The 23,926-nt window shown below is 52.5% G+C and carries 17 protein-coding genes and 2 pseudogenes; 5 read left to right on the top strand and 14 right to left on the bottom strand.

Annotation, left to right across the window (positions count from 1 at the left end):
• Positions 1–2 precede the first annotated feature (2 nt).
• The 5 genes and pseudogenes from AB182_RS06640 to AB182_RS06625 all read right to left on the bottom strand — a co-directional run.
• Positions 3–863, bottom strand: coding sequence for a retron Ec48 family effector membrane protein (locus AB182_RS06640; RefSeq protein ID WP_139153693.1), 861 nt, complete (start codon positions 861–863; stop codon positions 3–5).
• 113 nt (positions 864–976) lie between these two features.
• Complete coding sequence (locus tag AB182_RS06635) at positions 977–1,789, bottom strand: reverse transcriptase family protein (RefSeq protein WP_261802793.1); 813 nt, start codon at positions 1,787–1,789, stop codon at positions 977–979.
• Between the two features lie 47 nt (positions 1,790–1,836).
• On the bottom strand, positions 1,837–2,160 hold the full coding sequence (locus AB182_RS32960; RefSeq protein ID WP_223883577.1) for a hypothetical protein: 324 nt from the start codon (positions 2,158–2,160) through the stop codon (positions 1,837–1,839).
• 733 nt (positions 2,161–2,893) lie between these two features.
• A complete protein-coding gene (locus tag AB182_RS06630) occupies positions 2,894–3,160 on the bottom strand; it encodes an ogr/Delta-like zinc finger family protein (protein WP_047369402.1) in 267 nt (88 codons plus the stop codon).
• Positions 3,161–3,441: 281 nt separating this feature from the next.
• Positions 3,442–4,359: pseudogene (locus AB182_RS06625) on the bottom strand (DUF927 domain-containing protein); the annotation flags it as partial.
• A gap of 13 nt (positions 4,360–4,372) precedes the next feature.
• On the opposite strand from AB182_RS06625, the pseudogene AB182_RS06620 reads away from it, so the two are divergent.
• Positions 4,373–4,675, top strand: a pseudogene (locus AB182_RS06620) (tyrosine-type recombinase/integrase); the annotation flags it as partial.
• 104 nt (positions 4,676–4,779) lie between these two features.
• Here the strand turns inward: AB182_RS06620 and AB182_RS06615 are convergent.
• The 3 genes from AB182_RS06615 to AB182_RS32955 all read right to left on the bottom strand — a co-directional run bounded on the left by AB182_RS06615 (position 4,780) and on the right by AB182_RS32955 (position 6,901).
• Positions 4,780–5,415, bottom strand: coding sequence for a DUF4347 domain-containing protein (locus AB182_RS06615; RefSeq protein ID WP_047369399.1), 636 nt, complete (start codon positions 5,413–5,415; stop codon positions 4,780–4,782).
• 59 nt (positions 5,416–5,474) lie between these two features.
• A protein-coding gene (locus AB182_RS06610) for an IS3-like element ISKpn34 family transposase (RefSeq protein ID WP_120773466.1) occupies positions 5,475–6,595 on the bottom strand; the annotation gives its coding sequence in 2 pieces (ribosomal slippage) (positions 5,475–6,343 and positions 6,343–6,595; 1,122 coding nt in all).
• 33 nt (positions 6,596–6,628) lie between these two features.
• On the bottom strand, positions 6,629–6,901 hold the full coding sequence (locus tag AB182_RS32955) for a DUF4347 domain-containing protein (RefSeq protein WP_222708276.1): 273 nt from the start codon (positions 6,899–6,901) through the stop codon (positions 6,629–6,631).
• A 31-nt stretch (positions 6,902–6,932) separates the two neighbouring features.
• Here AB182_RS32955 and AB182_RS32950 point away from each other — a divergent pair, with 31 nt between their 5' ends.
• A complete protein-coding gene (locus AB182_RS32950; protein ID WP_222708275.1) occupies positions 6,933–7,226 on the top strand; it encodes a hypothetical protein in 294 nt (97 codons plus the stop codon).
• 404 nt (positions 7,227–7,630) lie between these two features.
• Here AB182_RS32950 and AB182_RS06595 read toward each other — a convergent pair whose 3' ends face one another.
• Genes AB182_RS06595 through cspE form a run of 3 tightly spaced genes read right to left on the bottom strand, consistent with a single transcriptional unit; the run spans position 7,631 to position 8,327 of the window.
• Positions 7,631–7,861 carry a hypothetical protein gene (locus tag AB182_RS06595; protein WP_047369397.1) on the bottom strand — a complete coding sequence of 77 codons (231 nt, stop codon included), beginning with the start codon at positions 7,859–7,861 and terminating at the stop codon, positions 7,631–7,633.
• 36 nt (positions 7,862–7,897) lie between these two features.
• The gene (gene ymcF, locus AB182_RS32945) at positions 7,898–8,104 is read right to left on the bottom strand and encodes a cold shock small protein YmcF (RefSeq protein WP_071845846.1); all 207 of its coding nucleotides are present in this window, start codon (positions 8,102–8,104) and stop codon (positions 7,898–7,900) included.
• A 10-nt stretch (positions 8,105–8,114) separates the two neighbouring features.
• Positions 8,115–8,327, bottom strand: a complete 213-nt coding sequence (gene cspE / locus AB182_RS06590) for a transcription antiterminator/RNA stability regulator CspE (protein ID WP_047369396.1) — start codon at positions 8,325–8,327, stop codon at positions 8,115–8,117.
• 461 nt (positions 8,328–8,788) lie between these two features.
• Between cspE and AB182_RS32940 the strand changes: the two genes are divergently transcribed.
• Positions 8,789–8,959: a YnfU family zinc-binding protein gene (locus tag AB182_RS32940; protein WP_222708274.1), complete on the top strand. Its 171-nt coding sequence runs from the start codon at positions 8,789–8,791 to the stop codon at positions 8,957–8,959.
• Positions 8,960–9,246: 287 nt separating this feature from the next.
• A complete protein-coding gene (locus AB182_RS06585) occupies positions 9,247–9,513 on the top strand; it encodes a hypothetical protein (protein WP_047369395.1) in 267 nt (88 codons plus the stop codon).
• A 266-nt stretch (positions 9,514–9,779) separates the two neighbouring features.
• On the opposite strand, the gene AB182_RS06580 is transcribed toward AB182_RS06585, so the two are convergent.
• A complete protein-coding gene (locus tag AB182_RS06580; RefSeq protein ID WP_047369394.1) occupies positions 9,780–10,040 on the bottom strand; it encodes a hypothetical protein in 261 nt (86 codons plus the stop codon).
• 563 nt (positions 10,041–10,603) lie between these two features.
• Between AB182_RS06580 and AB182_RS06575 the strand changes: the two genes are divergently transcribed.
• The gene (locus AB182_RS06575; protein WP_047369393.1) at positions 10,604–12,508 is read left to right on the top strand and encodes a methyl-accepting chemotaxis protein; all 1,905 of its coding nucleotides are present in this window, start codon (positions 10,604–10,606) and stop codon (positions 12,506–12,508) included.
• A 151-nt stretch (positions 12,509–12,659) separates the two neighbouring features.
• On the opposite strand, the gene AB182_RS06570 is transcribed toward AB182_RS06575, so the two are convergent.
• Positions 12,660–15,350 (bottom strand): sulfotransferase, encoded by a 2,691-nt coding sequence (locus AB182_RS06570; RefSeq protein WP_052958813.1) that lies wholly within the window; start codon positions 15,348–15,350, stop codon positions 12,660–12,662.
• Positions 15,347–23,869 (bottom strand): cadherin domain-containing protein, encoded by an 8,523-nt coding sequence (locus AB182_RS29710; protein WP_052958812.1) that lies wholly within the window; start codon positions 23,867–23,869, stop codon positions 15,347–15,349. Before AB182_RS29710 ends, AB182_RS06570 begins: the two co-directional genes overlap by 4 nt.
• Positions 23,870–23,926: the final 57 nt, after the last annotated feature.

The raw sequence follows: 23,926 nt of genomic DNA, 5'->3' as shown, positions 1-23,926 counted from the left end.
AATCAGACATAAGCTCTTCTCAAACCTGATAACTCAACACTTATATCAGTAAAGGTTAAATTAATACAGTCAATTAACTCAAAAACTTGTTCTTCTATGAGAATAAAATCATTTTTTGGTCCGGTGCTGATTTTTATACCCAGTAAACCGATAGCATCTCTCATCATTACCTGATGATGAGTATATATATACTTCCCATCAGGCTCAGTTATTTTTGCATTTGCCTCTTTGACAACATCAATAATGCCATTAATTTTCTCTTCATAGTTAGATGAAACCGATACATCACCTTTTTTCGAAAGCGGAAATATTAAACTATACCATTTATATATATTAATTTTATCTGGAGAGATGAACTTTCTTTTTGCTATTTCTGCATTCACATAGTCCCTAAACATATTTAAATGGGATATATGATTCGTTAAACTGCTATTCTTTACACCTATTTTATAGGTCATCAATGCGATAAAAACCCCTCCAACTGTAGTGATAAGAGTGATTAACCAAGCAATAGATTGGAGTATAATAGATACCCCATTGAAATTCTTAAAGAAGTAATCAATGCATTTATTAGAAAAGCAAAAATCTTTTGCATACAATTTTTCTTCAACGATCGTTAAAAAAGAAATTATGATACTCAAGAAAATACCAACTAACAATACACATAAAATAATTAGAGTCAAATTCCTAATTTCTTTATCTTTACCGAAATCTCCTAACGGTATTGAATCAATAAACGACTTCAACGATATTAAAAGAGATTTACATTTATTTTTAAAAGCATTCTGAATACGAATTCTTTTTTTATAAAAACTTATCTTTCTCTTTAAGAAATACCGATTAATTTTATGCTTAAATGACAATTTACTCGCCGCCTCCGTACATATAAAGAAGAGTGCCTCAACCGCCCACATACAGTGTTACAAAATATCAAGCATATAAAATACATAATTTTTCAATGTATCCACTTGGCTCTTTAATATTTTATATTTTGCAGCCTTTTTTTGAAACCCTCAGCAATAGACACAAATGCCGGAGTTCTTCTCAGAATTATTAAATTAAAGAAAGCCAAATCATATTTCTTTTTATAGTAATCTTTCTTGGAGTTCCCTCCTTTATATGAATTTTCCAAAAAAGACACTGCTTTTTCAATTTTATCAATATCTCTTTTAGCTGCTTTAGGCTGGATTAATTTTAATTTTGAAGCCAATACAACATATTTAGCATGGTTAACCCGTCCTAATTTATTTACTCTCCCAACACATCTATTATACTCAATCCTGTAAGCCACACTTGTTACGGAATTATTTTTCCGAGATAATTTTTCTAAATTATATACAGAGGCTCTGATTCGACCAACCTCATCAGATGGCAAACGAGGTTCATTAAAGGAAATACGCAACCCATGAACTTTAAGTGATTCAGTCGAGATATTATGAACTTTAGTCTTATCTTCATTAATAGGCAAATCCTTTTCAGCCAACATTCTCTTAATATGTTCAAGAATCTGGCTCATGTTATAATTAACCGACTTGGAAGACACAGTAATATCATCAACAAGTCGTGTATAAATTAATTGTTTTCTTCGTGCCCTATTAACAATATCAAGCTCAACATCAAAAAGACAAAGTGAAGCAATGTAACTAGAAGTTAATACGCCCTGCACCACTTTGTGATCATAGCAACAAATATCAGTCAAGTAATCTAAAACTTCGCCTTTAAATTTTAATACGCGTTTGAAAATTTCATACACAATATCCCGATGAATATTATCAAAGAAATTTTTTATATCAACCTTTAATACTGTTTTTGCATTACAATGCTGCTTTGCACAAGCTATATAATGACGTTCAATTCCTGCTTTTTTTCTTCTTTATTCGTAGGTACTGATCCGTAGATATATTCAGGCCATAAAATCAGCTCTTTAAATATTCTATTATTAATCCTTTTTTGAATTCGACGTATTAAAGGATGAGGGTCATAGACATCTCTTACATCGCCATTTATTTTTTTTACCTGTTTTCTTTTATACCTCTGTTCTCCTGGCATGGCTCTAGCTAAAACCAAATCAGAAAGAGGTATGTCTAAGCAAGAACTTAGCGAATGTAAAGAACGTAATGACTTTGTGTTTGGTTTTTTTATGGGTATATCAGTAGCCATGAAAACTTTCCATGTATTAAAGTCAAAATTACATCCGGCCTCCCTCATACTCAAGAGGGCAAAAGAATAGGGTTGCTTTCGTCAAAAGCTCTTAGCAACTGCCCCTATTCTCTGACCGGACGCAATTGAGGACGGCTACGGCCCCTCGTCGCCGGCCAGGCTTTGTGGGGCTACCGTTCCAGCCTATGCTATAGCATAGGCGCTCTCACATTTATAAAGCGAGAGCGGAAGCTAAGAAACTATAAACTTTGACTGCCACAGGCAAACGGAACGTTTGCGCAGGATAAATACTAACATCACTGCTACTAGTTTCAAGATCTAAGAAGTTTTTTTATCCTAACGGAAAGTATGTAACACCAACAAAAACGGCACTACACCGCACCCGCCTGCCACTTTCATATCTGTAAAATTTTTCAGTTTTGTTTTTCTACAAACGGGTAAGCCAGCCCGCGCCAGCGCTGGCTCTCTGACATAAACCGCAGACTGAAAAAATTGAAACGGATATCAGTTTTTTTCAGTTTCAGCAATTTCATTACTTGTGCCAGTTTTTCCAGATGATTGTTTCAGAAGGGATTTTTTATTTTATGCCACGACTCAGGAAGAGACAGCACTGAACGCGAAAATAATAAACAGAGTAAATTTAATGAGTTACCACAAAAAGGGACTGAAAAAGTTTCTGACCAAATAATCAGTGCCGGGCACACTTCCGGGTCCCGGCCAGCCGACATTAAGCCTACTTTTTTGCCTGTAGCAGAAATGCCAGGGCTTTCTCACGATCCTCTTCGGGCAGGGCATCAATCAGTTCTTTTACCCTTCCCTGTCCCTTGAGGGCGCTGGGGCTGATAGTATGTGAAAAGGACACGTTCATCACAAAGGTGTGACCACATTCGACATTTGTACAGCTACAGTAAACATCTGCCAGTTGTGGATGCTTACGGTTCGTCTTACGGATTGTTGCACTGGCAAGACATTCAGGGCAGGTCATTTTCATGATGCGCATGCTGTTTCCTTCATTTATTGCCTGCCAGGAATAAAGCTGGCAGAAGTGATTACTGTCTGATTAAACGTGTAACAGTGGTAACACTGGCAACATCATTGTTTTAAAAGAGAAAAAAACGTTACCAGTGCTTTTTTATTAGTGGTAACACGAGGTAACGCCTATAAGATTGTTACCAGTGTTACCAGTCACTCTTTTTAACTGGTAACACCTGAACGCCCTGCTGTGTCTTCTTGTTACCTCTGTTAGCAGTGTTACCTCATAAAAATAAGACTCGCGCGGGATTAGTCTTCTTCCGGTTCGCCAAGCACATTCGTGCTGAACTGATACACCCGCTTGAGGCCTATTTCTGGCAGGCGCATGTTTATCTGGGTACGCCCGTCCTTCCCTGCTTCAAGCCACCCCGCATTAACACAAAGTCGCGCAACCTTACGGGCATCAAATCCTTTACAGATTTCCTTCCATCCCGATGGCAGAACATAAAAAGTGGTCACCGTTTCGGTATTCGTGTTTCCTTTGTCCACCTTGCGGAACCCCATCATGGCAACCGGGCGGTTTTTGTCGTCATGCCAGTCAGCAAAACAGCTGTACTGGTTGCGCGTGAAGAAATCACGTACCTGCTCCAGTGCTGCCCTGTCTTCCTGGTTTGCCAAGTGCCCTCGGTCTGCCATCCATGCCGCCAGACAACGTTCAGCCGCTGCAAAGGTCTCCCCTTCCGGCCAGCCCGTGATGCCTGCCCGTGTCGCCAGTTCTCCGACCATAGCGACAAGAGCAAAGCGGGTTACAGCGCGGCCAACCTGATTCCCGGCGTCTTCCGGGGTTAATTTTCGCGTATACTCTTTCAGTAACGCCTTTGCCTGACTGGTGACCTCCGGCAATGCGTCGGTGATATAACGCAGCCAGTCACGGAAAGGCACGCCATGAAACTGCGCCACCCCCTGCTCAAGATGCTCAGACAGGGCTTTTCCGCCTGTAAAGCCGTGCAAATCCTCAAATACACCATACTTACCGGAATCACTGGGGATCTGAATCATCCTCACCTCAACTCCGGCATAAGTCCGTTCTCCTGCGCTGGCCGCATGTTCCACCAGTGACAGTTCACCCGTGGAAAGGAAAAGCAGATTCCAGCGGTTTGTTTCACGGACAGAACCATCCGTTCGTGCTCTGGCTTTCCCCTGCCCGTTTGCCAGCATGACCGGAACTTACAAGTTTATCTTTGCCAGTCGAAACGATGTTAACAAGCCAATGAGTGAAGCCAGCATCAATATGGTTTTGAAAAGGGTGGGGTACGACAAGAGAGCGATCGGACATGGTTTTCGTCATACCATGAGCACAATCTTACATGAGGAAGGATTCAATACTGCCTGGATTGAAAAGCAGCTTGCGCATGTGGACAAGAACGCGATTCGCGGGACGTATAACCATGCACAGTATCTGGAAGGAAGGAAAGAAATGATGCAGTGGTATGGGGATTATGTGGATGATTGTGAGAATAAAACCAAGTTAGTGTATAAATAACACTCAAAATAAAGGAGACAGAAAATGAAACGCTGTAGCTACATGTTGCAGCTTTTTTTTCACGTAACGCAGAATTTCGGGTTATGGTCAGGGTCAGTCCAGAATTAGAAGACACGTCGAACGTGGACATATTGCCAGTGTTGTAGAACGTCATCAACATTCAGGGTTAACACCGCACCACTGACCGCGGAACCATTCAGATAACCCGTTAATGTGACACTCCCCGTGCTAAAACCTGAATCATACCCATTCATCACCACGCCAATAGAGTTCAGCGTAAACAAAGAACCATCATTGGATTTAACCGAAAAATAGATGATTTGTTTTATGCCATCGCTCAGGGCATCGACGGTTTCTGCCGTACTGGAACCATCTTTTTCCACAATAATCATTTCGTTCTGACCATCAGATGGTGAATTCATCTGCATGGTAAAATCCCAGCCCAGGTAATTAGGCGCCGTTAGCGATGACTGACCAGTGGGAACGGTAATATTAGAACCATCGATGGAATCAAAGGTGGTTGTTCCTGATACAGGGCGGGTAAGGAGGCCGTCGTAGCCGACTAAATCAAGGGCCGCGACATGTAACTTATCGGTGCTGTATTCCAGTGTCCAGTTACCGCCCAATGCTGCGGCACCGGTGGGATCCGTAGAACCCGCAACGGCATGTTGCGTATCCTTAGCTAATGCGCCAATCAATGCGGCGCCGTCGCTGCCCTGCGCAATACTACAGCCATACACTAAAATCTCGCCATCCGCGTTCAGCGCCTGTGACCTGCCCCCAGAGTTAGATACAACCTTCAGTTAGTAATGTCGGTTGGTTTTTCTTCATATTTCCCGTTTCGCCAGCCCGCTGCAAATTCAGCCGGCGTCAGGTAATTCAGTGATGAATGTGGTCGACACTCGTTATAATCCAGTCGCCAGTCATTAATGATCTTCCTGGCGTGAACAATATCGCTGAACCAGTACTCATTCAGGCATTCATCACGAAAGCGTCCGTTAAAACTCTCAATAAATCCGTTCTGCGTTGGCTTGCCGGGCTGGATAAGTCGCAGCTCCACACCATGCTCAAAAGCCCACTGATCGAGTGCGCGGCAGGTAAACTCCGGGCCCTGATCGGTTCTTATCGTAGCCGGATAGCCGCGAAACAGCGCAATGCTGTCCAGAATACGCGTGACCTGCACGCCTGAAATCCCGAAGGCAACAGTGACCGTCAGGCATTCCTTTGTGAAATCATCCACGCAGGTCAGGCACTTGATCCTGCGACCTGTGGCCAGTGCGTCCATGACGAAATCCATTGACCAGGTCAGATTGGGCGCCATCGGGCGGAGCAGCGGCAGACGTTCTGTTGCCAGCCCTTTACGACGTCGTCTGCGTTTTACACTCAGGCCATTAAGTTGATAGATGCGGTAAACCCGCTTGTGGTTAACGCAAAGACCTTCACGTCGCAGAAGCTGCCAGATACGCCGGTAACCAAAACGGCGGCGTTCAAGTGCCAGCTCTGTGATGCGTAGAGACAGCTGCGCGTCAGCAGGCGGACGCTGAGCCGAATATCGGCAGGTTGACAGGGACAGACCTGCCAGCCTGCAGGCACGACGTTGCGACAGACCCTTAGCCTCGCACATGACTTCCACGGCTTCCCGCTTCTGGTCTGTCGTCAGTACTTTAGCCCAAGAGCCACCTGAAGCGCCTCCTTATCCAGCATGGCTTCAGCAAGCAGCTTCTTGAGTCTGGCGTTCTCTTCCTCAAGAGACTTCAGGCGCTTAACCTCAGGCACCTCCATACCGCCATACTTCTTACGCCAGGTGTAAAAGGTGGCGTCGGAAATGGCGTGCTTACGGCAGAGCTCACGGGCAGAAACGCCGGCTTCGGCCTCGCGGAGAATACAGATGATCTGTTCGTCGGAAAAACGCTTCTTCATGGGGATGTCCTCATGTGGCTTATGAAGACATTACTAACATCGCGGTGTATTAATCAACGGGGAGCAGGTCACCTGGCCGATGGTCGCCAGTTCACTTTCATAATTCGCTATATTGGAACTGTTAAGCGCCACCGTCCCCAGCATCAGGTCATTCTTTTCACTATGTGAAAGAATATGCATGGCGCTGTAACCACTATGGGTACTGGACCAGGCGGCGATTTGCGCCAGACCATCTTTCGAACTGTCCAGCACGACCACTTCATAACCGGGCGGCAGTTGATTGATCAGAGATTGATAATCCTTCACATCCGACTCGACAAATACCACCTGTGGCCCGGTGGCACTGCTCGTGCCGGAGGTTACGCTGGCACCGGAGGTCTTGCTGGTATCTTGTGTTGTTGTGTTGGATGTTGAAGTTGTTGGGCTGGAGGTTGAACTGCTTGCTGAGGGAGATGTGCCGGAAGTCGCTTTGCTGGTCTCGGCTGTTGAATTCGCCGCCGCGGTATCCGTATGCGCCACACTCACCGATGCCGTGGTATGGGATGCCGTATCAGTGTGGCCGGCATCTGTTACCGTGGGCGTTGCGGTGACGGCAACACCATCAAACATCATTCTTGGCTCCAGCGCCTGAAGCAGCAAGCGCCGGGGTTCAGGGGTAGCCGTTGAATAAACGATCGCTTTTTTTTCCAGAAAAGACTTTCCACCACGACATAATCACTCCCCTTAAACCAGAAGGTATTTGCCTTAAAAACCCGCAACGTAATCCTATCGGCAGCAAAGAATTTTACTTTACTCTTACATTTATTTACCAATCGGGAGAAAAGCGTATAAAAATAGGGGGAATCAGGTGTGTGGGGGGCACGTCAGCGGAACAGCTTTCGGGTCTGTTTTGTCCTTTTCATTGCACATTCATTGCGCAAAAGCCGTTATGGGACCGGGAGCAGTAATAGGGCAGCGCCTTTAGCGCCGCGGAAAGGGGTTGAGTGGCTTATATCTTCAGTAAAAAATGCAGAACGTGAACAGCCAAAACCCCGTTTAACTAAATTTCCGGGCTGCGTTCATGATGTCATCCGATGAAAGCTCTCTGTCAGTAGCGACACGAATCTCCAGATGATCACCCGTGAGTGAATGAATGCCTGCGTGCATAATATTCAGGGTCGCTTTCTCGCCGTTAGGGTATTCACAATCAACGGTCTTGTCGCTGGCATTTCTGTCAATGGCTCTGACGGGCTGAGAGTTGAAAAAAACCAAAACTTTTGCTGACATAAGTCGGTCCTTAATTACGTGAAGCAGGCGAAATATCTATACGGTATGTGTTGCTGTGATATTCCTGACCAGCGGCACAGGATGCATTGTCGCTAATGAACTGTAACAGTCATTGGTCACCATTACGGTTTTACAAAAAATACATTTTGCACCGTATGGGTTAGTTTCTGTTACATCAAAATGAGAAACACGATATTGCGAACCGTGACATTTTGGACAACGGAGATGAATATTAGAAATAATGAAAGTGTCCTTAAAGTATAACTACATTAATAGCCGAAAGACCTTTCGGGCCGTTTTCGACTGAGAATTCAACTTCTTGATTTTCTTCAAGCGTTTTAAATTCATTACTTTGAATTGCAGAAAAATGCACGAATACATCTTTGCTGCCATCTTTTGGAGTGATAAAACCAAAGCCTTTTTCAGGGTTGAACCACTTTACGTTACCTGTCGTTTTTGAAGACATATTTTTTTACCTATAAATGTAAGCCTTTCGGCATGCAGGGTCCGATTACAGATTAATCGCATAACTTTCAATGAAGACTCAAAAAAAGAAATATCTCAGGATACTTAAAATGAGGGCAAAAAGGGAATGCTTTGGACTGGTCTGTGTATCAAACCGACAACTCATTAAGGCATGTCATATCATATTATGCAAGTTTTATTTTCCAGGCCGTTCTCACCTCGCTACGTTCGAAAACATCCAGTACCTTAATTTCTGGCGGCCCGTTTCTGACGCAGCGCTGTCACCCTGCCCTTTAACGAAAAATCTGCCAACAATATTCCAGGTCTGGAAATGACAACGTTAATAGAAAGTCCCTGACCAGAAGGGATCATACCCCTTTTTAAACGGAAACGAAAAAATGATCATGGGCAATCCATGCAGGGATAGTGTATGGTTACAGCCCATTTATCAGGAATGACCCTATGCCACAACGCAAAGATTCAAAAAATAACCGCAACTATCTCGTCAAATGCACCTGCCCTCACTGCACTAAACAGTCAGAACATAGCTTTACACGAGTTCAGAAAGGCTTGTCATTGATGTGCCCTCATTGTAGTAAACTATATAATCAAGAAAAAACAGCCTTTGCTTAAGTCCTGTATATCCTGGCAATAAACCAAGGAATAGCAGAGCATATAACACTTAAGTATTAACTTCGTACGAAACTCTCCCGTCTGGCTTTTTCTCACAGGCGGGCACTACCGAAGTAACGTTCCTTTTTTACACTCAAACAATCCTGTATACCTTCATATTTTCCAGAGGAATTATCTCAATTTCTCGCACGTACAAACTGTAACAAAAATAAGCGCAACAGCCAACAAACAAATGCTATAAATATTACCAGGATGGCAAACATATAGCGTAAAAATAAGGAGTAAATATGAAAGTCAAACTAACAGCCCGATTTATGGCCAGAGTGCATTTATTTCTGGCATTAATCTGGGCAGTGCTGACAATTCCAACATTATTATGGTGGAAGAACAGCATACTCTGGGTTTCACTGATGAGTATTTACGCTATCGTCATTTCTCACCTTGCAGCCTATAGCGCCGCACATGCCGAAAAAGCCGCCAGTCAGGCATTGAATGAGAGTGGCGAAGCGAATAAAAAAATACATGCAAAAAATACCGAGGCAGCCGGACAATAATTAATCATGCAGAGCCTCGCCTGCCCTGCAGGTGGGGGAGGATAAGCTAGCGCAGCGATGTATGATGCCCAATAACCCTCATTTGATATTTGTTTCCAGACGTTGCGGCAGAAAACCTCATAACTGAAAAATAGTGAACAATATATTCTCGCCACCCTGTCCGGGTAACGTGACTTTTCTGCTAATACCCGACCGGTCGACTTTCCGACCAGAGTCAGGCCGCACGCAGCTTTTAAAAAATATATTTTATTCAGAAAATCAAGGAACTATTCATCCTTTTTTTTGAGCAGAGGAACTCTGTTGACATTGATAATATGGCGAAGCCGCTGGGCCATTTTATTTTTCTCTTCTTCTGAAACTTCGGTGCAACACTCCGCCAGCTCCTGCCAGAGAAAAAGTGCACCCTCGGCCATGGTGTACCATGTATCGGCCACTCGACCGTACTCGGGGTCACATTCCCTGATGGCCTTGTCCATCATAAGATTCAATACTTTCTCGGTATGATCGGTTATCACATCAAGCCGCATAATTTATCTCTCCACGATACATTATGTATGGGATATGTATGGGATAGCGTAACGGTATAAGATCGTTAAAAATATTTATATACTACTGAATAATATATTTTTAGAATAAGCCTAAATTCTTATTTTTGAGACGGAGCGCAAAAAAGAACGCTTTTATATGCGGACCGCTGAATAACCCTGACAAAACATAATGATCGTTAAGATGCCCTGCAGAGAGGATTGTGGGCCATACAGCCTCGCACGGTAAAGAAGATGCGTTCTCCTTCTCAATTGAAGTACCACTGAATAAAGTGTAACACATACTTAAACTGCATTTTCCCGGACAGGCGGGAGACCAGAAAAAAAAGAACAGGTTATTCTAAAAACGCCATACGCTGAGTTAGCGAGGGAAACAGACAGAATACGTTTCAGAGGAGATGCCACGGCTTATGCTCTGACTCCTTACCATCACCTTCTTATATGAATAACAATGCGGTTTTTCATAATAATAAAGTTGTAAAGATTGACCCGAAATGTGTCGATAGAACTTATAAGACAACACAACAAATAAGGAAAATAACGATATGTCATGGATTTATCGTATTCCTATGAGAATGAAGTTATTTATCGCCTTATTTCCTCTGCTACTTGCGGTGATATGGTTTGCCGGCTCAGGCATGCTCAGTCGTATCGGCACTGAGCGACAGATGGACACTATCGGCCAGTTGACAACACTTGCCCGCAGCGCGGGAGATGTTGTCCACCAACTACAGCGTGAACGAGGGATGAGCGCCGGTTTTATCGGCGCGCGCGGACAGCAGTTCCGTGATGAAATCATTGTGCAGCGGAAGTTAACTGACGACGCACTGGTAAAATTAAACCAGGCGTTAGCCAGCGCTGATACAAATGTCACGCAGGGCAACGTTGCCGCCACGCTGAGCATGTTTAAGGACAATATTCAGTCCCTCGACGCCACGCGTAATGCGATAAGCGCTCTGAATATAGACGCGATAACATCAACACAGTTTTATACGCAGACCATCTCCGGGCTACTGAGTTTCGTGGGTGGAATAGGTCAGTTAAGCGCGTCCGGCCCAATGGTTAATGAGTTGGCCGCTTTCTATAGTCTGCTGAATCTCAAGGAGCAGGCCGGGATCGAGCGTGCACTGCTCACCAATGTCTTCTCGGTTGATCGTTTTAGCAACGGTCAATTCCGTATGCTCAGTGATGTGGTGGGTAAACAAGAGGCCTGGTTGACCGCCACCCGACGCTTTAGCAGCGTGAGTCAGGCAGCAGAGCTGGACAAAGCCCTTCAGTCTTCCGAAGCCGCCCACGCTCTTGAGTTGAGAACGATTGCCTTAAATAAGGCGCAGGACGGCGGATTTGGCGTCAAACCGACTGACTGGTTTACTGCCCAGACCAGGCGCATAGAGATACTTCGGCAGGTGGAAACGCAGGCTGCAGATGCGCTTCTGGCGCATTCGGCCGCACTGGCTCACAACGCGCGTATTGACTGGCAATCTTTCCTGGCGATAAGTCTGATAGCCCTGTTCATTGCTATCGCCTTTGCCGTGATGGTGGTGCGCAGTATTCAACAACAACTGAACAAAACGCTGCAAACTATTAATGAAATGGATGGCGATTTGACCCGCCGCCTCGATGTGCCAGGTAGCGACGAGCTCTCTGCCCTTAATCGTGCCTACAATCAGGCAATCGAAAACATTCAGCATATCGTGCAGGAAATTAAATCGGGCGCGGAGATACTCAGTAACGCCAGCAGCAATATCACCGACGGTAACCAGGATCTGGCCCAGCGTACCGATGAGCAGGCAGCATCAATCGTTGAAACCGCCGCCAGCATGGAACAGATATCGACTGCCATTTCCCAGACGGCACATAACGCCAGTGAGGCGGAACGACTGACCCAGTCGATGGCAAATGATGTACTGCATGCGACCCGTGTTTCTAACGAGGCCAGCCAGAGCATGTCAGCTATTCGTTCTTCCAGCGACAATATTTTCCAGATCGTGGCGTCAATTGATGAGATCTCGTTTCAAACCAATTTACTGGCACTCAACGCCGCGGTTGAAGCAGCCCGCGCAGGCGAGCTGGGTAAAGGTTTCGCCGTTGTGGCGGCGGAGGTTCGTCATCTCTCCCAGCGCTGTGCCAGAGAAGCCAGCCTGATTCGGGAGTTAGTTAATCAGAATATGGATAAAATTGGCGAAGGGGTGGCGCGGGTTTCAGCGTCCGAAGCGGCACTGAAAGCGGCGGCGGATAATACCGGGCGGATGAAGCAATATGTCAGTGATATCGCCCGCGCAGCCAATGAACAGTCTCTCGGCGTGTCACAAGTGCATCAGGCATTGAATCAACTGGAGCAGGTTACTCAGCAAAACGCGGCGCTGGTTTCCGAGATGGCAACGGCCAGTCAAATGCTTGACGCGCAGTCAAAAGCGATGTCCACGCTTGTTGACCGCTTTGTATCCTGAGATACCGGGAAGCAGACATCAGGTCCATCCTGGTGTCTGCTGCCCGCTCCGGATTATCAGTATAATCCGCTCAGTACCAACCCCTCTCCCCCTTTACACCATTAGCGCACGACATTCCGCCATGAGATATTCGCGCTCACGGCGATGTTCGCTAAAACGGCCTCGTCGCCGAGGTGTGAATGGAAAAGTCCAGAGGAATAGCGTCATCCTGGACAACATCCATTGCGCCCTCTACTTTGTCACCCGCACCGAGGTCGCGCACCCTTAACGCCTGGGCTTTTTCCGGTTGCCCCGCCAGGTCGTATGCCTGCGCCAGATCGCGTCGCCAGTTGGCGTTCCATGGGCAAGCCTGGTGTCCCTTTTCCATATGCGCGATGCCATCGGTCAGATGCCCTTTGCGAACGCAAATCAGGCCCACCATTAAATGCGCACTCGCGTGTTCGGGCACGTGGTGCAGCAGGCGCCTAAAGAGCATCTCGGCGTCATCAAGTTTCCCCTCACGATAGCGCGCGATACCATCGGTCAGCATTCCTGGCACGGGCAGGCTCACCATCTCAACAGGCTCATGCACGATCTTCGCATTGGTGCCCGCGATAAGCGGCGTCAGAAAATCTGCGTAACGCCGCCAGCGCTCGCGCGCGGTCTGATAGATAGGCTGACGCACCTGCCACACGCTGGCCGTTTTGACCGGCCTGTCCAGCTCAGAGGTGTCGAGCACCTGCGGCTCCCACCGCACGCCCACATAATCCAGCAAACGACGCGCCTCTCGCTCTGGCTCAGAGACCACGTCTTCATAGCGCACTTCGAGAATGTCGCCGGGGAACAGCTGGTTCCAGTGGTGCATCATCAGGTTGTGGTCAGCCAGCTGTTCACCAATCCATTGCAGATCATAGGCGAAGCCCATACCGCCATGCTTAGCCGCGTAGTCGGTGAAATAGTTGGAGATAGCGATATCGCGCGGGTCGCGTCGCACCGAGATGATTCGCGCGTTCGGGAACAGCAGCTTGATAAGACCAATGTTCTCGAAATTGTGCGGCAGTTTGTCCACCACATGGCGGATCTCAGGTGCGTTATCAGGCAATGTTTCCCGCAGTTCCTTGAGCAGGCTGGCGGTAATACCCGCCACAACATCGGCCGACAGGTCGTCCACACAGTCCGGATAATGGCGTCCTGACCCCGTAGTACGTTCCCAGCGTTCCAGACCGGCGATGGTACTGGGGATCACGCCAAGTTCGCCTGCGCCGTGGATTTGGCTGTGTCCTGCCAGGATCTGCTCGACCAGCGTGGTACCGGAACGCGGCATACCCAGCACAAACACCGGCAGCGTTGAATCGTTGCCGATGCCGCGTCGATTTTCATATAGCGAACGGCTGAACGCATGACGGATACGCGCGCAGTTTTGCCGATGCGCAACCGGATCGTAACTTAGCAGTGCGCGGCTGGCGGCATTGGCGTCGTTGGCCAGGGCGAAGGCTCTGGCGTACTCTTTGCGTTTTTCCCAGGCGGCAGCCAGTTGCAGCAACAATCCAGGCTGTACCGGACCAGCAAGGCCTGGCCGACGCGCCAGGTTTTCCAGGCGAATCAATGTCTCTTCATCTTGTGGGAAACGTCGGGCATTGATCAGCGCCGCATGACCGCGTGCCGGGTCGACAGCCAATACCTGCTCGAACAACGCGATGGCCTCGTCGATGCGCCCCAATTGCATATACAACTGCCCCAGCCCCTGCAATGCGGGTAGCAGGAGAGGATGCGCCTGCAGAATTTCGAGGTATCGCGCCTCGGCCCCGGCGTAGTGCTGCTCCTGCGCATCCACCCCGGCCAGTGCCGCTTGCGCCTGGGCCTGCCAGTGGCCGATCTGCGCGGCATCCATATCGGGTGATGGCGCCAGCGCCCCGGCCTCCTCGATAGCCAGTTCGGCCATCTTACGTGCCAGCGCCGGATAACTTTGGGTAGCGACGCTGGCCAGCTTGAGGCGCAAAGGCAGTGTCATTTTTTGCTGTTGTCCGGCCAGATGGAGGGCACGGTGCAGCAAGGCGATGGCCTGAGGCATACGCCCCTGCAACTCCGCCAGTTCAGCATGCTGTTGGTACAGGTCCGGATGTTCCGGGTAATGCCGCAGACCACGGCGCAGCGCATCCTCGCCCTGGGCATGGTGCCCACGCTCAGCCAGACGCTGCACATAACCGGTCAACAGGCCGCAGTAATCATCCACGGCCAGTTCAGCATGATGTGCGTCCAGCCAGGCTTCGGCGCGGGCGAAGTCCTCACGGGCCAGCCACAGCTCCAGGCGCAGGCCGCGCAGTTGCTGGTCGTACAGCGCCGCCTGAGATGCGGGCCAGTGTTCCCGCTCCGCGGCCCAGAAAACGTCGGCGGCGCTCAGTAACGCCTCGGCCTGCGCCAGGTCCTCGTTTTGCAGGTACAGACGCAACAGTTGCTGATAGACGGCGATGCGTGGTTGCTGGCGCAAACTGTATTCATACAGGGGAATAGCCTCCTCCCCCCGTTGACGTTGCACATAGCAGGCAGCCAGACGCGCCAGCAGAAGTGAGTGGCCTGGCGCCTCTGTGCGGGCAGCTTCCAGCAGCACCTGCGCCGCGTCCAGTTCCCCAAGAAGCAAGTGCACGGCGGCCAGGTCGACGCGGGCGTCGACCTCCAGTGTTGCCGGGACCAACACCGCCAGCGTCTGGCGCGCCGCCTCTGGCTGGCCCAGATGAGCCTGGGCCAGGGCCAGCAGCACCTGTTCGGCTGGTGAAATTACCGGCAGGTTATAGCAGGCCTCACGCAGCGCCTCGAATTGCCGCATATCAACCAGACGGCGTAGCAAAGACAGAGAACCCGTCATGGCAGCGCCAGCCCTTGCGAGGTGAGAACGCCGGCAGGCATCGCCTGCAGATACACCTGAGCAAACGCATTGTCCGCATCCGGATTTGCCGCCCAGGTGCCGTTCCAGAGATCCACGTTCTGCATACCATTGCGCGTAAATTGGCCGTTTGCGGCAATTCCGGCTGCCTTAGAATGAGACGTAGAGAACCCCGCTACCCAGCCAATGGAATTCGCAGGGTGATTCACCATCGTCACTTGACCACCTAAACCTCCCTTAACCGCGCTGCCGCTGCCCACCAGCACAATTTTGTCGTCCGTGCCCAGATTCTGGGCTCCCGACCACATCTCATTGCTATCCAGCCCAACCAGCGAACTGGAATTGCTGTTGACCTTGATATAGATGGTGTAGGCGGTATTAGCGTCAAAGACGCGCCCGTTGTGATCGGAACTTTGTCCCGTCGTCAGGTCAAACACCACAATGGAAGGATCCCCGATCGAGGCGGAAGCGGTCGTGAAATTCAATCCCGTCGACGTGCTGATACCTGCATAATTATTCCCCGCCGCGTCGTGCAGCGCGGTGCTGTCGATCTGGACGTGGTAGTTCGCACCAGCCGCCAGATCCGTTGTCGGGTTGACCGTCACCGTGTGGCCGCTGATGGTAACCTGCGAGCTGTCGGTAATGTCGATGACCTTGTTCAGACTGCTGTTGCCGTCGTTGACGAGGGTGATATGACCGCTGCCGGCCAACACGTTCTCATTGAAGGTCAGTGTCAGGTTAGAACCCGTGGCAACGCTGCTGCCGTTATCCTGCGGCGTGCTGCTGGAGAGCACAGGCGCAGAGCTGTCTACCGTCAGGCCGGTGCTGTCTGCCGCAGTAGTAGAGGTGTGGCTCGCCGTGGTGGCCGTGACCGAGACGTTGAGACCGTGTACATCGTTGATAGAGCCGGCGGTAATGGTGTATTGGGCCGTATACTTACCATCGCCAGCGGTGACATCGCCGTGGGTGCCGTCGTCGTACGCCGTCGCCGGCGTGCTGGCACCAAACTGGCTGAAATCCATAGTGACGCCGGTCACTGTGCTGGTATTGGCGTCGCCGCCGGACGAGTTATCCCACACAGCAGTGACGGTATCGCCGATCTTGTAGGTAGTACCGTCTGCGCCACCTGGCGTGGAGGTGATGGCGATATGGGCATCGGTCACTATCGGTAACGCTGGAGCAGGGCCTGCGTTCAGGCCAATCTGATAGATATCGCCGACAGCATAGCCGGCCTTACCGCCATCGCTTGTGTCGGAATCAAAGACGACGGAATAGGTGATGTCATAGCCGCCCGCACCATCGGAGACGATCCGTGGGTTATACAACTGCCCGCCCTGGGGCACCGTAATACCGCTGTCGGTGACGGCACTGGTCAGCTCGCCGGTGGTTTTCGAAATGGTAACCTGGCTCAAACCGCCATGGCCGTCGGGGAATACGAACACCAGATCCGTACCGTTGTCATACGCCGTGGCCGATGCCGCCACGGAGCCGTTGCCGTTGCCGATCCACGCCAGCTCGTCATGGAGCGTTTTGTCCATCGCGCCAACGTCCACGGCGTGGTAGCTCTGGGTGCCCATGCCATAAACGGTATTGCTCTGGACATTGGTGGTGATGAGCGTGCCGTTGTTGTTATAGAGCGTGACCTCCCAGGTCGCGGTCCGGTATTCCTGGCTGAAGACGGCAAACCCGCCATCAAAAGCAATGGCGTTAGTCGGCGAACCCTGCTCGTCATTCCAGTTAACGCGCTGCCAGGTCGTGCCGCCGTCGAAGTTAGCCAGCGAACCGGTGGCGTCGAGCTTGAAGATGAAGGCGCCGATAGGCGTGGTTGTCGCCGTCTGACCCGGCGTGCCTATCCAGTCGTAGACCTCGGACGCCAGTACATAACTGCCATCGCTCAGTGCCGTCAGCACACCCGGCGTCAGCTGGAATTTCATCAACTGCACTGCCGGGCTGGCGACGCCGCCGAAATTGGCGCTCGTGCTGTTGCCGCCAATCAGGGTTTGCGCGCCCTGGGTGAAGTTGAGTCCGCTGCCGTTGTAGTGGAAGACAGAGATAGCTTCCTGCTGATCGGTCCCGGCCCCCATCGTCTGGTAGGCGATCGCGAAATCACCGCCATTCGCGCTGCTCTGCGCCGCGATGGTGACCCCGGTGCCAGGTGCTGCCAGGGTGTTGCTGGATTGCAGATTGCCACTGTTGTCATAGATCGCGTAGTGGACGCTATAGTCATTCCAATTCGTGACATCCACCTGCGACCAGGCCACGACAAAGCCGCCGTTGGCCAGCGCCTTAACCTGTGTATCCAACATGGTGTAGCCATTGGGGACGCTGATATCCAGGGTCTTGACGACGTTGTTGTTCGCGTCCAGCACCCTGACGACGCCGTCATACAGCGCGCCGGTTGGATCCCAGGTGATATTGTCGCCGCCGGTCTGCTTCATGTACTCCATGACCGTGTAGCCGTTACTCAGCTTCTCCAGACCGACGTTGACAGTCATCTCGATGGAGGTGTCGGTGGTACTGCCCGAGACCGTCGCGCTGCCATTAAGGCCAGCACTGACGTTGAGGGTGACAGTCTGGCTGCTGTGGTTCCCGGCGGCATCGGTCGCGGTAACGATGAAGTTATAGCTGCCCTCGATAGCGGCGCTGTTCAGCGTGACGACGCCGGTGGTGGGGTTGATGGAGAAATTGGCGAGGCTGTCCGCGTCCAGGCTATAGGTGATCGCATGGGCGTCCGTGGCGTTGGCGTCGTACACCTGGGTGCCAGCCGCCGTGCCGCCAACAATGGTGGCGCCGGTAGCGGTGGCGCCGCCTGCGATAACGGGCGCGGTGTTGTCCACAATCACGCTGCTGCCGGAAATGATGGAAAGATTGCCTGCCGCGTCCACGGCATAAGCGTGGTAAGTGCCTTCGGCGAGACCCGTCAGCGCCAGCGTGGTGCTGGCGTTTGCCGCGACGGCGACGCTGTTCACCAGGTTATCTGCAGCGTTGGTGAGGCTGCTCAGATTCGTCACCGTCACGCTATCGCTGACCAGGTATACCGTACCGGCCTCGGTGCTCTGCACAGTCACCGTCTGGTTGCTGTTCTCCACGCCATCCACGTCGCGGGTGAGCGTGACGCCAGGCGGCGTGGTGTCGACGACGTTGTAGGTGACCGTATGCGTGGTCTGGTTGCCGGCGGCGTCGGTGGCGGTAACGGTGAATTGCGCGCCGGTCGCTTTGGCAGGACTGGAGAGCAGCGTAACCACGCCAGTGCTGGCGTTGATGCTGAAATGCCCGGTGTCGTTCAGGCTGTAAGTGACACCGTGCGCGTCGGTGGCGGCAGCAGTGTAGACGGTATCGCCGACGGTAGTGCTATCGGTAATATCGGCGGCGGTAGCTGCGCTGGTGAAGACGGGCGCGGTGTTGTCCACTATCACGCTGCTGCCGGAAATAGCGGAGACATTGCCGGACGCGTCCACAGCATAAGCGTGGTAGGTGCCTTCGGCGAGACCCGTCAGCGCCAGCGTGGTGCCGGCGTTCGCCGCAACGGCGACGCTGTTCACCAGGTTGTCCGCAGCGTTGGTAAGGCTGCTCAGATTCGTCACCGTCACGCTGTCGCTGACCAGGTATACCGTACCGGCCTCGGTGCTCTGCACGGTGACCGTCTGGCTGCTGTTCTCCACACCATCCACGTCGCGGGTGAGCGTGACGCCAGGCGGCGTGGTGTCGACGACGTTGTAGGTGACCGTATGCGTGGTCTGGTTGCCGGCTGCGTCGGTGGCGGTGACGGTGAATTGCGCGCCAGTGGCGCTGGCCGGGCTGGAGAGCAGCGTCACGACGCCGGTACTGGTATTGATACGGAAGTGCTGGGTGTCGCTCAGGCTGTAGGTGACGCCGTGCGCGTCGGTGGCGGCAGCGGTGTAAATGGTATCGCCGACGACAGTGCTGTCAGTAATGTCAGAAGCGGTGGCCGCGCTGGTAAAGACGGGCACGGTGTTGTCCACCAGCACGCTGCTGCCGGAAATGACGGAAAGATTGCCTGCCGCATCGACGGCGTAAGCATGGTAGGTGCCTTCGGCGAGGTTTGCGGCAGAGATAGTTGCGCGGGTATTGGCTGTGACAATCGTGCTGGCCCACTGGTTGCTGGCGGCGCCCGTAATGTCGCTGAGCTGGCTTACCTGCACATTGTCGTTGACCAGATAGATGGTGCCGCTTTCGGTGCTTTGCACGGTGGCGTGGCCATCGTGATTGAGCACGACGAGGTTTTCGTGGGTGCTGCCATCGGCGTTAAATTTCTGCACAAAGAGGTGATAGCCTGAAATGCCGCTGGCATAACCGTACCAGGTCACCATGTATTCACCGTCTGTACCGACGGCGGTGACTTGTGGAAAGAGGTCGGTCGCGCCGCTGGAAGCTTGCAGTTGCACGACACCGCCCACCAGGCCACCACTGGCATCGAATTTCTGCACATTGACGTCCCAATTCGAGCTGCCCAAACTCATCCAGGTAACGACGTAGCCGCCATCGCCCAGCGCCGTGATGCGCGGTAGTTCGTCGTAGTTGTTGCTCGTGTTGTTGTGTGATGCCTCCAGTTGCGCGGCAGCGCCCACTTTGCTGCCGCCAGCAGAGAACTGTTGAACAAAGACAATGTAATCGTCGGAGCCGTTTGTGTTGGTATATTCCATCCAGGTGATGACGTAGCCACCGTCGGCCAGCGCTGCGACGAACGGGTAGGTATAATCGCTACCGAAATTACCGTTACTCGCGCTGTCCAGTTCGACGATGCTGCCAACCCTGGCGCCAGTGGCATCGAACTGCTGCACATAGGTGCTGCTATTGTAGTTCGAGTTGCTGTAGTTGTAGCCGGACCAGGTGACGACATAGCCGCCGTTAGCCAACGCCGTAATCTGCGGCAGGTTTTCGTAGTTGGAATTGTTTCCCGTCGTAGCGTCCAGCACCACCGGGTTGCTAGTGGAAGCGGTACCGGTGGCATCGAACTGCTGCACGTAGATGTGGTAGTCGCCGGAGGTTTGGCCCTGCCAGGTCAACACATAGCCGCCGCTGTCCAACACGGTGACCTGCGGACTGGCATTGTTAGAGGAGCCCGGCGCAGCCAGTGGCACGGTGTTGCCAACTGCGACACCCGCGTCATCAAAGCGCTGCACGTAGACGCCACCGTTGTTGATGTACCATGTCACGAGATAGCCGCCGTCGGTAAGCGTCGCGATCTGCGGAGCGATATCCTGCGCAGAAGCGGCCCCATCAAGTTGCACGGCTGCGGATATTGGGCTGCCGTCAGCATTGAACAACTGCGTATAGATGCTGCTGTCAGTGCTGGCGCCGTTCTTGCCGGTCCAGGCCACGGCATACGCCCCGGCATTGTTAATGGCCGTCACACTGATGACACTGTCCAACTCGTTTGAGTAAGTGTTGGTCGCACCTGATGCGAGCTGTACGGGATCACCCATCGCCACACCCTGAGCGCTAAGGCGCTGCGCATAGATCCCGTAGCTACCATTGTTGTTGCCTGCCCATGTCACCAGGAAGCTGCCGTCGCCCAGCGCGGTGGTGTCGAAACCGTTGGGGTAAATGTAGCTGGTCGCCGGGCTCAGCATCACCGGCCCCGTCGAGCTGCCGTCGAGCGTGACAGTCGGTGCGATTTCGTCCACATCGGTGACATTAACGGTGACGGTCTGCGTGGTCACATGGCCTGCCGCGTCAGTGGCGGCGACGATGAAGGTGTATGCAGGCGCGTGGGTGCCTTCATAGTCGGGGCTGGCTTTGAAAGTGACCGCCCCCGTTGCCGCGTCGATGCTGAAATACTGGGCGTCTGCGCCATTGTTCAGGTCAATCAAGCTGTAGGTGACGTGCTCACCACCATCGGCGGCGTCATTATCGACGGCCTGCGCGGTATAGATGGCGGTGCTGGCGGCGGTATTCTCGGCAACGCTCACCGTGGCGGTGGCAAAGCTGTCGCTGCTGTTGCCGGTGGTGAAGCTCGGAGCCTGCTCATCGAGGTTGTTAACCGCCAGCGTGACCGTCCGGTCGCTGGCATTGCCGGCTGCATCGGTGGCAACAACGGTGAAGCTGTAGCTGGCTTTGCTTTCAAAATCCGGGTTGCCGGTCAGCGTGACCGCACCGGTGGTCGGGTTGATGGTAAGCCCCGCGTCGCTGCCCGCTTTGAGCGAGAAGGTCACCCCAGCGCTGATATCACCGCTGTCGGTAGCCGTGGCGGTGTAAATCACCTGACCCGCGCCGCTGTTTTCGTTGATCGCCGTGGCCGTCGTGCCGCTGGTGATCGTCGGCGCCACTTCGTCGAGGTTGTTGATCGCCAGCGTGACCGTGCGGTCGCTGGCATTGCCTGCCGCATCGGTGGCCACAACGGTGAAGCTGTAGCTGGCTTTGCTTTCAAAATCCGGGTTGCCGGTCAGCGTGACCGCACCGGTGGTCGGGTTGATGGTAAGACCCGCGTCGCTGCCCGCTTTGAGCGAGAAGGTCACCCCACCGCTGATATCGCCGGTGTCGGTGGCCGTGGCGGTGTAAATCACCTGACCCGCGCCGCTGTTTTCGTTGATCGCCGCGGCTGTCGTGCCGCTGGTGATCGTCGGCGCCACTTCGTCGAGGTTGTTAACCGCCAGCGTGACCGTGCGGTCGCTGGCATTGCCTGCCGCATCGGTGGCAACAACGGTGAAGCTGTAGCTGGATTTGCTCTCAAAATCCGGGTTGCCGGTCAGCGTGACGGCTCCGGTAGTCGGGTTGATGGTAAGCCCCGCGTCGCTGCCCGCTTTAAGCGAGAAGGTCACCCCACCGCTGATATCGCCGGCGTCGGTCGCAGTGGCGGTGTAAATCACCTGACCCGCGCCGCTGTTTTCGTTAATCGCCGAGGCTGTTGCCCCGCTGGTGATCGTCGGCGCCACTTCATCGAGGTTGTTGACCGCCAGCGTGACCGTCTGGCTACTGGCATTACCGGCTGCATCAGTGGCGACAACGGTGAAGCTGTAGCTGGCTTTGCTTTCATAATCCGGGTTGCCGGTCAGCGTGACCGCGCCGGTGGAGGCGTTGATACTGAACAGCGCGCTGTCACCGGTGGTGCCCAGGCTATAGCTGAATTGACTGGGGTCGGTAGCGACAGCTGTCCAGACTACCTTACCGGCCCCGATGTTCTCATCCACACTGGTCGTCGTGGCGCTGCTAAAGACAGGCGCATGGGTATCAATAATGAGGCTGACGCCGCCGGATGCATCACTGGCGGTCGCTGCGCCTTTAATCAGCAACGACTGCGCGCCATCGGACAGATTGTTAGTGCTGCCAAGTGTGATTCCGGCAGCGACGGTGTCCAGGATGGTCTGGGTGGTCGCGCCGGCGTTGGCTTCTGCACCGGAGAAGGCCGCCAGCAGGAGGCCATATTTTTCACCGGCACTCAGGCCATCGGCAGCATCAAAACTACCGCCGTTGGTAGCGGTAACCGTCGTGTTCAGAATGTTATCCACGCCAAACAGGTTGCTGATAGCCGTTGCCGTGTCGGTCACCTGGGTTGCGCTCAGGGTGGCGGGATTGTCAGGCGTGCCACCGAGGGCCTCCTGGGCCTTGGTATAGGCGAGCGTGGTCAACACGTTAACATTGAGCACAAGAGTACTGTTGTTTCCGGAGATAACACCCATACTCCAAAGCTGAGCAGAGAGGTCTTTACCCGCGCCAGTGGCTTCGTCCAGGTAGTCAGCGGCACTGCCGCTGTTGATGAGTTTCACAATAACGACGCCGGTGTAACTGCCTGCAGACACGGTGACCGAGCCATCGGCCCCCAACGTCCCCGTGCCAATCAGTGTTTTGCCATCGGCCTGATAAATCTCTACCTTCAAATCGTTACTGCTGAGCGCCGGGCCGCCGACAAAATTAAGCTGAACGGCGTTCTGGACCGGGGGTTCACCCCCGCTGTTATCGCCACCCTTATCATGCCCGCCATGGCCACCGCTTGCCGCAGCAACCCCGATCACGCCCCCCAGTCCGAGGGCACCGGCGATATAGCCCGCGTAAGAATGTGATTGCGGGAGGTAGGTGATCGGATGGCCGGTCACTACCGAGCCATCCTGCAGGCCAGCTAAGATACCTTCCAGCCCAGGGTGGCCTGAGGTCATGCTGGCCAGCGCGTCAGGAGAACCGTGTGCATAAAGAACATGGCTGCCGTCAGTCAGGGCCGCCCCTTCGGTGCTCCCCGGCGTAATCACCTGGGTAGCGGTGCCATCGGCAGGCAGGGTTACACTGGTATCGCTTTCGCTATACCAGCCCTGTAAGGTCAGCGTGGTGCCATCGGCATAGTCCAGTTGCAGATCCTGCCCGTGACGTGAAGCCACGACGTCATCGGCCAGTTTTTCCTGATCATTTTCACCCTGGCGTTTAAGCACCCGGTAAGATTCACCCGGCGTAGCCTTGTGAATATTGGTCTGCCCGGCCTGCAGGGTGATGCGGGATTTACCGGTACTGAGCGTATATTGGCGTGGCTTCATCTGGGTCTCGGGTTTCATAATGTGTTATCTCCATCTGGGGCGGACAGGAAAATCGGGTTGCAACGGCCACCTGCG

Source organism: Phytobacter ursingii (assembly GCF_001022135.1).
GTDB lineage: Bacteria > Pseudomonadota > Gammaproteobacteria > Enterobacterales > Enterobacteriaceae > Phytobacter > Phytobacter ursingii.
This window is presented reverse-complemented; position numbering and strand designations above follow the sequence as displayed.